Annotated in this window: 18 protein-coding genes; 7 read left to right on the top strand and 11 right to left on the bottom strand. The window is 66.3% G+C overall.

Annotation, left to right across the window (positions count from 1 at the left end; genetic code table 11):
* On the top strand, positions 1–573 hold the full coding sequence (locus tag PGN27_RS18505) for a TetR/AcrR family transcriptional regulator (RefSeq protein ID WP_335327422.1): 573 nt from the start codon (positions 1–3) through the stop codon (positions 571–573).
* A gap of 9 nt (positions 574–582) precedes the next feature.
* Here PGN27_RS18505 and PGN27_RS18500 read toward each other — a convergent pair whose 3' ends face one another.
* The 4 genes from PGN27_RS18500 to PGN27_RS18485 are packed head-to-tail and all read right to left on the bottom strand — an operon-like array spanning position 583 to position 4,734.
* The gene (locus PGN27_RS18500; protein ID WP_335327421.1) at positions 583–1,026 is read right to left on the bottom strand and encodes a DUF5078 domain-containing protein; all 444 of its coding nucleotides are present in this window, start codon (positions 1,024–1,026) and stop codon (positions 583–585) included.
* A gap of 5 nt (positions 1,027–1,031) precedes the next feature.
* The gene (locus tag PGN27_RS18495; RefSeq protein ID WP_335327420.1) at positions 1,032–1,379 is read right to left on the bottom strand and encodes a DUF732 domain-containing protein; all 348 of its coding nucleotides are present in this window, start codon (positions 1,377–1,379) and stop codon (positions 1,032–1,034) included.
* On the bottom strand, positions 1,379–4,309 hold the full coding sequence (locus tag PGN27_RS18490; protein ID WP_335327419.1) for an MMPL/RND family transporter: 2,931 nt from the start codon (positions 4,307–4,309) through the stop codon (positions 1,379–1,381). The genes PGN27_RS18495 and PGN27_RS18490 overlap by 1 nt, the downstream gene beginning before the upstream one ends.
* Positions 4,306–4,734 (bottom strand): MmpS family transport accessory protein, encoded by a 429-nt coding sequence (locus tag PGN27_RS18485; protein WP_335327418.1) that lies wholly within the window; start codon positions 4,732–4,734, stop codon positions 4,306–4,308. The genes PGN27_RS18490 and PGN27_RS18485 overlap by 4 nt, the downstream gene beginning before the upstream one ends.
* Positions 4,735–4,892: 158 nt before the next feature.
* On the opposite strand from PGN27_RS18485, the gene PGN27_RS18480 reads away from it, so the two are divergent.
* Positions 4,893–5,540, top strand: coding sequence for a TetR/AcrR family transcriptional regulator (locus PGN27_RS18480; RefSeq protein WP_335327417.1), 648 nt, complete (start codon positions 4,893–4,895; stop codon positions 5,538–5,540).
* Here the strand turns inward: PGN27_RS18480 and PGN27_RS18475 are convergent.
* From PGN27_RS18475 to PGN27_RS18465, 3 genes are read right to left on the bottom strand one after another with little or no spacing between them, the layout of a single operon-like run.
* Positions 5,446–5,757: a DUF3349 domain-containing protein gene (locus tag PGN27_RS18475; protein ID WP_030134308.1), complete on the bottom strand. Its 312-nt coding sequence runs from the start codon at positions 5,755–5,757 to the stop codon at positions 5,446–5,448. The two genes, PGN27_RS18480 and PGN27_RS18475, sit on opposite strands and share 95 nt — an antisense overlap.
* A 7-nt stretch (positions 5,758–5,764) precedes the next feature.
* Positions 5,765–6,052 carry a hypothetical protein gene (locus PGN27_RS18470; RefSeq protein WP_335327416.1) on the bottom strand — a complete coding sequence of 96 codons (288 nt, stop codon included), beginning with the start codon at positions 6,050–6,052 and terminating at the stop codon, positions 5,765–5,767.
* A 36-nt stretch (positions 6,053–6,088) separates the two neighbouring features.
* Complete coding sequence (locus tag PGN27_RS18465; protein WP_335327415.1) at positions 6,089–7,333, bottom strand: inorganic phosphate transporter; 1,245 nt, start codon at positions 7,331–7,333, stop codon at positions 6,089–6,091.
* Between the two features lie 186 nt (positions 7,334–7,519).
* On the opposite strand from PGN27_RS18465, the gene PGN27_RS18460 reads away from it, so the two are divergent.
* The 3 genes from PGN27_RS18460 to PGN27_RS18450 are packed head-to-tail and all read left to right on the top strand — an operon-like array spanning position 7,520 to position 9,610.
* Positions 7,520–7,852: a DUF3349 domain-containing protein gene (locus PGN27_RS18460; protein WP_335328776.1), complete on the top strand. Its 333-nt coding sequence runs from the start codon at positions 7,520–7,522 to the stop codon at positions 7,850–7,852.
* Positions 7,840–9,006: an o-succinylbenzoate--CoA ligase gene (gene menE / locus PGN27_RS18455; protein ID WP_335328775.1), complete on the top strand. Its 1,167-nt coding sequence runs from the start codon at positions 7,840–7,842 to the stop codon at positions 9,004–9,006. The genes PGN27_RS18460 and menE overlap by 13 nt, the downstream gene beginning before the upstream one ends.
* Complete coding sequence (locus PGN27_RS18450; RefSeq protein ID WP_335328774.1) at positions 8,984–9,610, top strand: pyridoxamine 5'-phosphate oxidase family protein; 627 nt, start codon at positions 8,984–8,986, stop codon at positions 9,608–9,610. The genes menE and PGN27_RS18450 overlap by 23 nt, the downstream gene beginning before the upstream one ends.
* On the opposite strand, the gene PGN27_RS18445 is transcribed toward PGN27_RS18450, so the two are convergent.
* The 3 genes from PGN27_RS18445 to PGN27_RS18435 are packed head-to-tail and all read right to left on the bottom strand — an operon-like array spanning position 9,604 to position 11,424.
* The gene (locus PGN27_RS18445; protein ID WP_335327414.1) at positions 9,604–10,437 is read right to left on the bottom strand and encodes a GNAT family N-acetyltransferase; all 834 of its coding nucleotides are present in this window, start codon (positions 10,435–10,437) and stop codon (positions 9,604–9,606) included. The two genes, PGN27_RS18450 and PGN27_RS18445, sit on opposite strands and share 7 nt — an antisense overlap.
* A gap of 14 nt (positions 10,438–10,451) precedes the next feature.
* Positions 10,452–10,775, bottom strand: coding sequence for a branched-chain amino acid transport AzlD family protein (locus tag PGN27_RS18440; protein ID WP_030134302.1), 324 nt, complete (start codon positions 10,773–10,775; stop codon positions 10,452–10,454).
* Entirely contained in the window at positions 10,768–11,424 is a 657-nt protein-coding gene (locus tag PGN27_RS18435; protein ID WP_335327413.1) for an AzlC family ABC transporter permease, read from the bottom strand. Before PGN27_RS18435 ends, PGN27_RS18440 begins: the two co-directional genes overlap by 8 nt.
* A gap of 44 nt (positions 11,425–11,468) precedes the next feature.
* Between PGN27_RS18435 and phoU the strand changes: the two genes are divergently transcribed.
* Positions 11,469–12,110 (top strand): phosphate signaling complex protein PhoU, encoded by a 642-nt coding sequence (gene phoU, locus PGN27_RS18430; RefSeq protein ID WP_335327412.1) that lies wholly within the window; start codon positions 11,469–11,471, stop codon positions 12,108–12,110.
* Between the two features lie 171 nt (positions 12,111–12,281).
* The gene (locus PGN27_RS18425) at positions 12,282–12,998 is read left to right on the top strand and encodes a cutinase family protein (protein ID WP_418888614.1); all 717 of its coding nucleotides are present in this window, start codon (positions 12,282–12,284) and stop codon (positions 12,996–12,998) included.
* Here PGN27_RS18425 and PGN27_RS18420 read toward each other — a convergent pair.
* Positions 12,925–13,761 (bottom strand): adenylate/guanylate cyclase domain-containing protein, encoded by an 837-nt coding sequence (locus tag PGN27_RS18420; protein WP_335327411.1) that lies wholly within the window; start codon positions 13,759–13,761, stop codon positions 12,925–12,927. The genes PGN27_RS18425 and PGN27_RS18420 overlap by 74 nt on opposite strands.
* Between the last annotated feature and the right edge of the window lie 11 nt (positions 13,762–13,772).

Here is a 13,772-nt window from a genome sequence, read left to right as displayed (position 1 = left end):
GTGGCCAAATCGGTGTTGGGACGCGGCACGGCACGGACCCGGGTGCTGGAGGCTGCGCTGACGTTGTTCGGTGAACATGGCGTCAGCGGCACCACCCTGCAGATGATCGCCGACAGCATCGGGGTCGGTAAGGCCTCGGTGTACTACCAGTTCCATTCCAAGGAAGAGATCGTCGCCGCGGCCGCGCAGCCGATGTTCGACGATATGGCCCGGGTGGTGACCATCGCCGAGGCAGTCGCCGACCCGCGCACCCGCCGCGAGATCGCCATCAGCGGTTTCATCGAGTTCAGCGTGCGCAACCGTCGGCTGGCCGCGGTGTTGGCGGGTGATCCGGTATTGGAGAGCATGATCGAGGCCCGCGAAGACCTCAGTGACCTGGTGGAGCGTTTCACCAATCTGTTGTTGGGTGGTGGGCACGGCCCGGCAGGCCGGGTGGTCATCTCGATGGTCACCAACGGTGTGTACGCCGCGGTCACCGACAAGGCGCTCGAGGATGTCAGTGACGAGGATCTGCACCGCACGCTGCTGGCCGCCACCCAGCAGTTGCTGCGCGACACTGCGTATTTCGACTGACGCCCGCGCTCACCAGATCCAGACGCCGGGATCGGACGGCGGATAGCCGGCGCACACCTCGGTCCCGTGCGCGACGACGCCCTTGTTGTTGAAGAACAGCTTGGCCCAGTTCGGCCAGTTCCAGGCCAGCTGCTCGTAGAAGGCGTTGGTGGCGGTGTCCTCGGAGTACTGCCGGCGCCCGGCATAGTCCATCGAGAAGAACCAGGTGATCCGATCCCGGGCGGCCCGTTGCACGTCCGGTGACTTGTTGTTGTAGTCGATCATGTAGCGCTCGTAGTACACCGGATCGGTATCGCGTACCGCGGCCATGTACTGATCCACCGTGCACGTGGTCTTGAGCATATTGCTCGGGATCGGATACTCGTCAGTGGCATCCGCGGCTGCCACCCCTGGAGCCAGCGGCACCACGGCGGCCGCGACGAGCCCGGCCACCGCAATCCTGTTGCAGGACATGCTGCTCAATCCCCCTTCTGGCCGGCGCGGGCCAACAGGTGTGTCAGCTCGGGGCAGTAGGCCGGGATACCGGCACCGACGAACTGCCACGCCTGTTCGGTACTGGACCCGGTCTGTAGTTGGCCGTGCACGAACTTCGCCGAGGCGAACACGTCGGCATCCACCCCACGGTGCAAGCGCTTGCACATGATCTTGGCGATCCAGGCGTTGAAATCCTTCTGCCCGTAGATGCCGAAGCTGTGCAACTGATCGGCGAAGGCCTCGTCGCGATCGGCCTGGGCGACCGGGGCGACCGCCAACGCCGCCACCACGGCACCGGCGGCCAGCATCGAAGCGATGCGCGAATTCCTCATCACACCAACACATCCTGGGGTCGTCGTTGAATGGGCGGCCAGGCCTGCGGCTTGGGACGCTGGCGCACCTGCTGCGGCCACCAGAACCACCTGCCCATCAAGGCCGCGATCGAGGGTGTCATGAACGACCGGATCACCAACGTGTCGAACAGTAGGCCGAGACCGATCGTGGTACCCACCTGGCCCATGATCGTCAGATCGCTGACCGCCATCACCATCATGGTGAACGCGAACACCATTCCGGCTGCGGTGACGGTCGAGCCGGAACCACCCATGGCCCGGATCATGCCGGTGTGCAACCCGGCATGGATCTCCTCCTTGAGCCGCGACACCACCAGCAGGTTGTAGTCCGCGCCGACGGCAAGCAGGATGATCACCGCCATCGGCAACACCATCCAGTGCAACTCGATACCGAGCAGGTGTTGCCACAGCAGCACCGACACACCGAAGGATGCACCGAGAGACAACACCACCGTCCCCACGATGACCGCGGCGGCCACGATGGCCCTGGTGAGCAACAACATGATCAGGAAGATCAGGCAGATGGCCGCGATACCGGCGATCAGCAGGTCATAGCGGGTGCCGTCGGCCATATCCTTGAACGTGGACGCGGTGCCGCCAAGGTAGATCGTCGATCCTTCCAGCGGGGTGCCCTTGATCGCATTCTTGGCCGCGGTCTTGATCGGTTCGATCTTCTCGATCCCCTCGGCCGACATCGGGTCACCCTCGTGGTTGATCATGAACCGCACCGCGTGGCCGTCCGGGGACAGGAACTGCTCCAAACCTTTTGCGAAGTCCGGATTGTCGAACGCCTCGGCGGGCAGATAGAACGAATCGTCGTTCATCGCATCGTTGAAGGCCTTGCCCATCTCGGTCGAGGTCTCGCTCATGATGCGCTGCTGCTCCTGCATCCCCGCCTGGGTCTGCTGCATGGTCAGCATCATTTCCTTCATGTTGACCATGGTCTGTTTCATCTCGGGCATGATCGCGATCATCTGCGGCATCAGTTCGTTGAGCCGATGCATCTGCGGCATCATGTCGTTCATGTTGGTGGTCATCACGTCGATACCGTCGAGCACGTCGAAGACCGACCGGATGGACCAGCACATCGGAATGTTGAAACAGTGCGGTTCCCAATAGAAATAGTTACGCATCGGCCGGAAGAAATCGTCGAAATTGGCGATGCTGTCCCGCATCTCCTCCAGATCACCGACCATGACGTCCATCGAGGACACCATCTTCGACGTGGTGTCGGCCATCTGCTCGGTGATGGCCTGCATCTTGTCCATGCTCGCGATGGTCCGGTCCATATCGGCCACCTGATTGGACATATCGGCGGTGCGGTCTTGGTTGTACTTCTCGTTCAACCGTTGCAGCGTGCTGTTCTGACTGATCATGTACGGGATCGAGGTGTTCTCGATCGGCGTGCCGTCGGGCCGGGTGATGGTCTGCACGCGCCCGATCCCGTCGACCTGGAAGATGGCCTTCGCGATCTTCTCGATCACCAGGAAGTCGGCGGGATTGCGTAGATCCCGGTCACTTTCGATCATCAGGATCTCCGGGTTCAACCGCGCCGGCGAGAAGTGCCGTTCGGCGGCGGCATAGCCCTCGTTGGAGCTGATGTCGTCCGGCAGATAGAGGCGGTCGTTGTAGCTCGTCTTGTAGCCGGGCAGTGCCAGCAGACCGATCAGCGAGACCGCGATGGTGGTGATCAGGATGGGTCCGGGCCAGCGGACCACCGCGGCACCGACCTTGCGCCAGCCACGTACGCGGGTGGCACGCTTGGGATCCAGGAACCGTCCGCCGACGGTGATCATCGCCGGACCGAAGGTCATGGCCGTGATGATCAGCACCAGCATGCCCACGGCCAGCGGCACGCCGAGGGTCTGGAAATACGGCAGCCGGGTGAAGCTCAGGCAGAACGTGGCACCGGCGATGGTCAGCCCGGACCCGACGATCACATGGGCGGTGCCACCGAACATCGTGTAGTACGCCTGCTCGCGATCCTCGCCGGCGCTTCGAGCCTCCTGATACCGGCCGATGAGGAAGATCGCATAGTCGACCGAGATCGCGATGGCCAAGGTCACCAACAGGCCGGTGGCAAATGTCGAGAGTCCGATGATCTCGTAGTACCCGAGCGCGGCGACGGCACCGCGCACCGTCAGCAGGCTGACGGCCACCATCACGATCATCAGCACCATCGTCATGACGGAGCGGAAGATGATGAGCAGCATGACGATGATGACCAGGAAGGTCAGCGCCTCGATCAAGCGCATGCTGCCGTGGCTCGCCTCGGTCTGTTCGGCCGTCATGGCCGCCGACCCGGTCACGAACACCTGCACACCATCGGGCGGCGGCATGCTCTCGACGATGTTCTTGACGGCCTCGATGGACTCCAGTGACTTTGCCTCGCCCTGGTTTCCGGCCAGGTTCGCCGAGACGTAGACGGCCTTACCGTCACCGCTCTGCACACCGGTCGCGGTCAGTGGATCGCTCCACAGATCCTGAACGTGTTCGACGTGGGCCTTGTCGGCCTCCAGCTTCGCGATCAACTCCGAGTAGTACCGGCGGGTGTCCGCACCGAGGGGCTCCTGGCCCTCCAGCACGATCATCACCGAGCTGTTGGACTCATATTCCTGGAAGACCTTGCCGATGTGTTCGGTCGCGATGACCGCGGGGGCTTCCTTGGGGCTCATCGACACCGACCGCATCTCGCCGACGGCCTCCAGCTGCGGCACCGCGACATTCAACAACACCGCGATGGTGATCCAGCCGAGGATGAACGGCACCGCCAGCTTGCGGAAAACCCGGGCGACGCGGCCGAAATGTGCTGTCTGATGCGGGGATTGCACCGCGATCGGCCCGGTGGGCGCGTCAGCGCCGTACTGAACGGGCGGCTCGCCGCCGTGCTGAACGGGCGGCTCACTCATGCGGACTTCACGATGCAGAAGGTCTGGACATTGGTGCCGGAAACAGCGCGCTCGTCCTTGAGCTCACCGTCGACGAGCACGCGGCAGCCCAGGAAGCTCGTCTTGCCCTGCGCCACGATGTTCGCCGCCGCGGAGGGCTCGGTGGTTTGCAGGACGACCGACCAGGGCAGGATCGCGCCATCCACCCGTTGCGGCTCACCGGCGAGGTCGACATAGTTCACGTCCACGGCTGCACCTTCCGGGCCGAAGATCTCATAGGTCACCACTTTCGGGTCGAACGGCTCGGGGTCGTTGGCGAAGTTCACCGGCGTCACCAGCGGGGGGTCGGAGGCGAACACTCCGCGTATCCGGTCCACCGAAAAGCCGCCGATTCCGACGACCACGACGATGACCAGCGGTAGCCACACCCGTTTGAGCAGCTGCATTCTCCCGACGTCCTTCCGCAGTGCCGACAACACATGGCCGATGGCATTCCTTGGCCATCGGACTCACACAAGTTATACAGTTGGCCAACTTGAAGCAAGCCGTACGGCTAATTGAGGCACAATCAGTGCTTGAATATGGGAAAGTCGATCGGCACACCGTGAATGGGGGCCAGATGCTCGGCGGACGCACCACCGCGCGCGAGCGCGTCATCGCTGCTGCCGTCGAACTGTTCGCCGAGCACGGCGTTCAGGGCACCTCGCTGCGCATGATCGCCGATCGGCTCTGCGTCGCCAAAGGTGCGGTGTACTACCAGTTCCGGTCGAAGGACGACATCGTCTTGGCCCTGCTGACACCGCTGTTCGATGCCATCGCCGGGGTCGTCGAAGACGCTGAGGCGCAACCGTCACCGCAGCGCCGTCGCGATACCGCGATCCGCGGCTTGGTCGACGTGGCCGTCGACCACCGGCGCGCCACCTGCCTGTTCCGAGGTGACCCGGCCGTCGAGGAACTGGTCAGCCGACACGACAAGCTGACGGCACTCGCGGAGCGACTACGGTCACTGCTGTCGGGTACCGAACCCACCGACGCGCAACGAGTGGCGCTGTCAGTAGCCTGCGCCGGCCTCTACTTCTGTACGACCGACCCGGGGTTGCGGGACATCTCGGCACAAGACCTACACGAGATCCTGCTCCGGGGATTCCTGTCGTGCGTCAGCGAGCCGGAGCCGGCGCCAACGGCCAGCCCACCGAGGCCAACCGCGACGCAACCTGGTGCAGCTCTTCGGGATTCGGTTCCTTGTCGGTGACCAGCTGGATGGCTCCGCTGATCTCGGCCTCGGTCACCGGGCTGATCCCGTCGCTGGAGCGCAACACCGACTTCGCGGCCGCCACGACCTCGTCTTCGGTGAGTGAGCGCTTCAGCAGCGCCAGCAGCGCGAAGTAGTCGGTCGGCGGCACGCCCTCCGGATAACCCTGGTGCAGCCAGTTCAGCACATTCTCCAGGACGTTCTTGTTTTCCGTCATCGCAGTCTCACTTCTTGGGCAGGAACGGGAACAGGTCGATTCCGGTGTGATGGATGATCGTGGCCCTGGTGATCCACAGCACCGCGGTGAGGATCACCCATCCGACGAAGACGAACAGCCCGATACCGAGGAACTTGAACGCCGGGTTGGGCGCCGCACCTGTCGCATCGCCGCCGGCGGCACCGTCGGCACCGCGCGAGTAGGCCACCAGGCCGAGCGCAAAGACCGCAGGCAGACCCGCACCGAGCACCAGTCCGACACCGAGCACTTTGAGGATGCTCTCCAGGTAAGACATGTGAATTCCTTTGAGTCAGGGAGCTATTGGCTCGGTTCAGACCGATGCGGTGGGCTTGGGGACGGCGGCGTCGCGCAGATCGGCAGGGATCACCGAGTTGGTCGAGTCGTCCCAGTCGGCGTTGACGTTGCTGTGGTCGACCTTCTGCTGCTGCGCGCGCCACCACATGTAGCCCGAGAGCGCGACCAGGATCGCGAAGATGAGACCGTCGCCCACCAGTGCCGAACCGGTCAAGGTCTTGACCCCGTGGGACAACCAATAGGACAGCGCGCCGACCACACCGGCGGCGGGCAGCGTGATCAGCCAGGCCACCGCCATCCGGCCGGCCACCGCCCATCGCACCTCCGCACCGGGCTTACCCACACCGCTGCCGAGGATCGAGCCGGTGGCGACGTGGGTGGTCGACAGCGCCATACCCGCCGCACTCGAGCTCAAGATGATGGCGGCCGAGGAAGCCTCGGCGGCAAAACCCTGCGGGGACTCGATCTCGACGAGGCCCTTGCCCAGCGTCCGGATGACCCGCCAGCCGCCCAGGTAGGTACCGAGGCCGATCGCCACCGCACAGCTGAAGATGATCCAGAACGGCAGTCCCTGCTCCTTCACGTCGCCGGTCAGGTGCCCGGTGGTGATGAGCGCCAACGCGATGACGCCCATCGTCTTCTGCGCGTCGTTGGTGCCGTGCGACAGGGCGACCAGCGAGGCCGTTGCGATCTGTCCCCAGCGGAAACCTTCCTTGCGCCGCTTCTCGGCGACGTTGCGGGTCAGTCGGTACACCAGCCAGGTGCCGCAGCCGGCGACCAGGCAGGCGATCGCGGGGGCGGCGACGGCCGGGATGAGCACCTTCTGGGTGACGCCGGACCAGTTGACCCCGGCCAGCCCCAGCGCGGCCAGGCCGGCACCGATCAGCCCGCCGAAGAGCGCATGCGACGAGCTGGAGGGGATGCCGAACAGCCACGTGAGCAGGTTCCACAGGATGCCGCCGATCAGGCCGGCGAAGATGATGGTCAAACCGGTCGAGGCATCGATACCGGGGAGCAGTTGACCGGACTTGCTGTCCTGGACCTTGAGCACCGACGTGGTGACGGTGACTGCCACCTCGACCGAAAGGAACGCGCCGATCAGGTTCAGCACACCGGCCAGCAGGACGGCGGTCTTGGGCTTGAGCGCGCCGGTGGCGATCGAGGTGGCCATGGCATTACCGGTGTCGTGAAAGCCGTTGGTGAAGTCGAATGCCAGTGCCGTGGCAATCAGTAGCACCAGGATGATCAGCTCTGCGCTCATGCCCCTAATCCTGAGACATCCCTCAGTGTTTCGCGTAATTACGGCCAACTTGCCCGTCACCGCTGAGCTGGGGTTTCAGCTGTTTTCGTGACCCTGTTCACCAAACGTTCATCTGGGCGCCGCGTCCCGTTCCGACTGGCGGGCCGACGCAGCGGATTCCGCTGGTATCTGGCAGGCTTCGGATGCGTGAACGGTTTCCTGGCGCGCATCGCCGCCTGGCTGACCGCCGGCTACCCCGAAGGGGTACCGGGGCCCGACCGTGTCCCGTTGATGGCGCTGCTGACCCGCAGGCTGACCAACGAGGAGGCCGAGGCCGTCGCGCAGGATCTGATGAACCGCGCCCACCTCGACGGTGGGCCCGTCGATCACATCGATCTCAAGGTGCTGATCACCGGAATCACCGACGAACTGCCCCGCGCCGAGGACATCGAACGGGTGCGACGCCGGCTGGCCATGCAGGGCTGGCCGCTCGACGATCCGCGCCCACCCGAACCCGAGGACCCGCCATCACCGTCCTGACCGCACTTCCCGTCGGTACCGGTGCCGCGGCGACGGCAATCCTGCCGGAGCTGGAGACTGCCCTGCACGGGGCCGGGGCGCGACTGCCGGTCCCCGCCGACGACCCCCGGCAGCAAGAGCTGCTGATATCCGCGTTGCGCGTGGGAGAGCCCATCGCCGAGGAGATTTCGGTCGTGGTGTCGACCTCGGGTACCACGGGCACACCCAAGGGCGCCCAGCTCTCGGCCACCGCGCTGATCGCCGGGGCGAACGCCACCCATGACCGGCTCGGCGGCCCTGGCAACTGGTTGCTCGCGTTACCCGCCTATCACGTGGCCGGACTGCAGGTGCTGATCCGCAGCATCGTCGCGGGCAGCAGCGTGGTGGCCCTACCCGCGAGCTTCACCCCGCCCGATCTGGTCACCGCGGCGGCACGGATGGGTCCCGGGCGGCGCTACACCTCACTGGTGTCCAACCAGCTGGACAAGGCGCTGGCCGATCCGGCGGCCACCGCGGCGCTGGCCGAATTCGACGCCGTGCTGATCGGCGGGGGCCCGATGCCTGCCGGGATGCGCGAGCGGGCCACCGCCGCCGGCATACCGATCGTGCGCACCTACGGCATGAGCGAGACCGCCGGCGGCTGCGTCTACGACGGGCTGCCCCTGGACGGCGTGCGGATCCGGCTCGACGACGGTCGGGTCGTGCTCGGCGGGCCGGTGGTGGCCTCGGGATACCGCAATCCCGTCACACCCGACCCGTTCGCCGAGCCCGGCTGGTTTCGCACCGACGATATCGGCGTCCTCGACGGCACCGGGACGCTGAGAATCCTGGGCCGCATCGACGATGCGGTGAGCACCGGCGGCCTCACCGTGCTGCCACAGCTCGTCGAAGATGCGCTGGCCACCCATCCCGCCGTCGCCGAGTGCGCGGTCTTCGGGGTGCCCGACGACCGGCTCGGCCAACGCGTCGTCGCCGCGATCGTGCCCGTCCCCGGCCGGCGCGCACCGGATATCGACGCGGTGCGCACCCACGTCGGGCTGACGCTGGCCCCGACGGCCGCGCCCCGTGAGCTGCACATCGTCGACGCCCTCCCCCGCCGCGGGATCGGCAAGCTCGATCGGCGGGCCCTGATCGAACGATTCAGCGGGCATGATGGAACGGGTGAGCGCAACTGAGGTGACCACCGTAGAACAACTCCGAGCGATCGTCGGGCACCCGCACCAGGCGGTGGCCGACAAGGTGGCCGGTGCGCTGGCCGATGTGCACCGGGTGTGGTTGCAGAACTCACCGCTGTGCTTCGTGGCGACCACCGATGCCCAGGGCCGCGTCGATGTCTCCCCCAAGGGTGATCCACCCGGGTTCGTGCACATCATCGACGACTCGACGATCGCCATTCCCGAGCGCCCCGGCAACAAGCGCGTCGACGGTTATCTCAACGTCCTGCAGAACCCGCATGTGGGCACGCTGTTCGTCATCCCCGGCCGTGGCGACACCGTCCGGGTCAACGGCACCGCGCGGATCGTCTCGGACGCCGACTATTTCGATGCACTCGCGGTGCAGGGCAAACGACCGATTTTGGCCCTGGAGATCGCGGTCGAGGAGGTGTTCTTCCATTGCGCCAAGGCGTTTCTGCGCTCGGATGCATGGAAGCCCGAGACCTGGGACCCGGAGTCGGTGCCCAGCACCGCGCAGCTGGCCAAGTCCTTCAAGGCCGAACAGACGCTTGCCGAACTGGAGGCCTATTACAGCGAGGAGAACTTCCGCAAGCAGCTCTACTGATCGGGCGTACGCACCAGGATCGCCCTGGTGTAGAGCAGGTGAAAACCGCTGCGCTGCACGTTCTGCTGAGATCGCGAGCCCGGCGAAGTGGTGACCACCGCGATATCGGCACCCGCGGCGGCCGCGTCGCGCAGCCTGGCCGCCAGCAGTGCGCTCTGGATTCCGCGGCGCCGGTGCGCCGGTGCGGTCGCTGCCCCGGTCAGCTGAGCCACGCGGTCGGTGATGCGCAGGCTCCCACCCCCGGCGATCTGCCCGTCGCGCACCGCCACATAGGCGACGACGCCCGCGGCGGCGAAATCCCGTTGGGCGCGCTCGATCACGTCCCTGGGAAACTCTTCGGGGCTGGGCACGCCCTCGCCGTCGGGGTGGGCGAACCCGTCGGCCATCACGTCCACCCAGGCATCGATCTCGTCCTCGCGGGCCGGCCGGATGTCGATCCCCTCCGGAATCGGTTGTGTCGCAACATCGACGGTCATGCCGAGCACATCCTCGAAAGCGAGCAGGCGGTAACCGCGACCGGCGAGCAGCGCCAGGATCTCCGGATCGGCCAGGTTGCTCAGCTCGACCACGGTGGACGCGCCGCGCGCACCGTTGGCCTGCTCGACCGCGCCCAGTTCGGCGTCGGTAGGCATTCCCGCGAATCCCAGGCCGGCCACCTTGTTGAAGGGTGCATCCGGTTCGCCGTAGGTGGCGACCCCGCCCGCCACCGGTATGGCGAAACCGTCGGCGCCGCGTCGTACGGCGACGGCCACCGCGTCGTTCATCAGTGCGGCCTCGGCATTTTCGATACGCCGGGCCAATTCGATGCCACAGAACAGGATGCTCACGGCGCCACACTCTGTCAGGACAGCGACATCAGCGCCACATAAATAACGGTGCCCGCGAAGATGGACAGCAGCGCGTGCCGCCGCCACAGCTGCAGACCCACCGTCACCAGGATCGCGATCAACAGCCAGAGCTGTTGACGCCCGGTCGCTTCCGGGGCATCCCGCACCGTGTAGAGGGCCAGCATCACCATCACCCCCAGCGGCATGTGCAGGCTCAGATACCGCACCACGGCGCTGTGGCGCATGGGGGCCAGTGCGGCGAACGGCAATGCCCGCAGTGCCCAGGTGAGCGCCGCGGCCACCCCGACCAGCAGCGCGATGTATCCGGTGTCAGGCACGGGTCACCCTCATTCGCACCACCAGCAGGACGGTGAATGCGGCGAACGCCCACAGCAGCATCTGCTGTGGTGCCAGCAGCCAGGCACCGACCGCACAGACCGTCGCGGCCAGCGCAGTCCCGCGGTCCGGATGCTGCCGATACGCCTCGATGGCCAGCACGATGAACAGCGCGGTCAGCGCGAACTCGAGCCCGCTGAGGCGTTCGATCGGCAACGCCGACCCGAGCAGACCACCGAGGCCCGCCGACAGGGTCCAGGTGAGGTGCAATCCGCACTGCATGCCGAGGATCTGCCGGGAGGTCCAGGTCGCGGCCGCCGGGCTGACCGCGACGGCGAACGCCTCGTCGGAGAGCACGTAGGTGCTGTACGCCTTGCCCGCTACACCGCGTACCCGGTGTAGCGGGAAAGACAGCGCATAGAACACGTGCCGCGAGTTGACGATCAACGTCGTCAACGCCACCACGGCCACCGGCGCCGCGGTGGCGGCCAGGCCCACCATCAGGAATTCCAGCGAGCCGGCATAGATCACCGCGGCGAAGACCGGGGCCCACCACCACGCCAGTCCGGCGTGCACCACCAGGAATCCCAGCGCCGCCCCCAACGGCAGGAAGGCCAGCCCGATCGGGGCAGCGACACGCAAAACCGACATCTGGCCAGTTTGGCAGCCCTCGATTGTGGGTAGTCCGGCCGATCATGCGTACCGCATTCATCGCCCAGATCGATCGGCTGACAGCCGATCTGGGACAGATGTGCGCGCTGGCCGCTGTCACCGCCGCCGATGCCACGGCGGCGGTGGTCGACGCCGACATCGAGGCCGCGCCGCGGGTGCGCGCCACCCTGCACCGGCTCGACCAGTTGAACAGGCGCATCGACAGGAGCGCGTTTACCCTGCTGGCTCTGCATGCACCCGTGGCGCACGACCTGCGCGTGGTGATGTCGGCATTTTCCATCGCCGCGAACGCCGACAGGATGGGTGCGCTGGCGGCCAACATCGCCAAAACAGGTCCCGCCCCGGAATCGGCTCGCGATCTGTTCGCCCAGATGGGCAGGCAGGCCGTCGCCCTGGCCGAAACCGCCCATCGCGCCGTGCTCGGTGATGACGCAGCAGAGGCCGAACGTCTGCTGCGTGACGACGCTGTGATGAACGACCTGCACCGCGAGCTGCTCACCACCGTCCTGACCGATCGGTGGCCCCACGGTGTGCAGGCCGCCTCCGATGTCGCCTTGCTCGGACGGTTCTACGAGCGGTTCGCCGACAATGCCGTCGAGATCGCGCGCAAGGTGATCTTCCAGGCCCGCGGCGAGACGCCGCAGGCCGATCCTTCGCTGCACTGATCCGCGCCGGAGCTGCCCTCGCCGAGGCCCTCGGAAGTGTGTCCTGAACCACCGCCAATGTGCGTGTCGGTGCCCACAAATAACTGTCACGGATGTTAATAGAGTGATTTTTGTGAATAATGGGAACTCATGAGGTGCCGGTAGAGGGCCGGCGCCACCCCGAGGAGAGAAATGGCCGCGCGACTACCGACCATGCTCGCCACCGCCGGACTGGCGCTCACGCTGCTGCTCGGTCCGGCCACCGCCGCGACCGCATCGGCCGCCCCTGAATGCTCCGACGTCGAAGTGGTGTTCGCCCGCGGCACCGACGAACCGGCCGGTATCGGCAAGGTCGGCAAGGCGTTCGTCGAATCGCTGCGCCCCATGCTCAAGGGCAAGACCATCACCACATACGCCGTGAAATACCCCGCCAGCTGGGACTTCATGAAGGCCGCGGTGGGTGCCAACGATATGAGCAAGCGGGTCCAGACCATCGTCGCGCAATGCCCGGACACCAAGATCGTGCTGGGCGGCTACTCCCAGGGTGCCGCCGTGGTCGACGTCGTGGCGACCGCCCCGATCGCCGGACTGGGATATACCGCGCCGCTGCCCGCGGCCGCCGCCCCGCACATCACCTCGATCGTGGTGTTCGGCAACCCGTCGGCACGTATCGGCAATCCGCTGACCCGCATGAGCACGATCTTCGGCGCCCGCACGGCCGATCTGTGCGCGCCGGCCGATCCGGTCTGCTCACTGGGCAGGGACTGGGACGCCCACGTCCAGTATCCGGAGTCGGGCCTGGTCAAGCTGGGCGCCGAATGGACAGCCAAGCTGGTCAAAGCGGCGAAGCCGGCAACTCGGCCAACGGAAGCAGCGGATACAGCGAGTGCGTCCCGCGCAGCCCCTTGAGTTCGGTCTCCCGCGGTGACCCGAGTGCGATGTCGTCGAGATCGCCGACCGCGGCGGCCACCGGCTCGCTGAGCAGGATCTCCCCGCCGCCGGCCTGACCGGCGACCCGGGCCGCCATCGCCACGTCGAGTCCGAACAGGTCGTCGCCGCGCCGCACCGAGGTGCCCATGTGCACGCCGATCCGCACCCGGATGGACTCCCAGCGCGACGTGTCGGCCAGCGCCTCCTGCACCTCGGCGGCGCACCGCACCGCGTTCTCCGGATCGGCGAAGGCGATCATGAAACCGTCACCCTGATTCTTCACGACATGTCCGCCGTGCTTGGCGACCCGCGATTCGACCAGCTTGTTGTGCTTGCCGAGCAGCCGGACCCAGGCCCGGTCCCCCATCGCGGCGTTGGCCTCGGTGGAACCTTCGATATCGGAGAAGACGATGACGACCCGGCCGTCGGCGGTGAGGCGGGCCAGATCCGGGCGTTCCACGCGCGCCCAGCCGGCCAGGTCCTCGATCGAGTTGCGCACCGTCGCGCCCAGCCCCTTGGTGATGATCATGTCCGCGGTCTGGAACACGGTCTTGATGGCCATCGGCGCCACCCCGCGACGCCGGCGGCGGCGCCGCCCCTCCTGCTCGGCCAGCAGTTCGGCCAGCTGCGCGCGCGTCCTGCCGAGACGACGGCGGGTCACCAGGAAGAGCACCAGGAAGGTGATCAGCGCCGCACCGAGCACTGCGACGACCACCAGCAGAACGATCTCGGTTGTCGGCACGCCTCGATTAT

The organism is Mycolicibacterium neoaurum (genome assembly GCF_036946495.1).
GTDB lineage: Bacteria > Actinomycetota > Actinomycetes > Mycobacteriales > Mycobacteriaceae > Mycobacterium > Mycobacterium neoaurum_B.
Note: the sequence above shows the minus strand (reverse complement) of the source record. Positions and strands in the feature narration are given on the sequence as shown.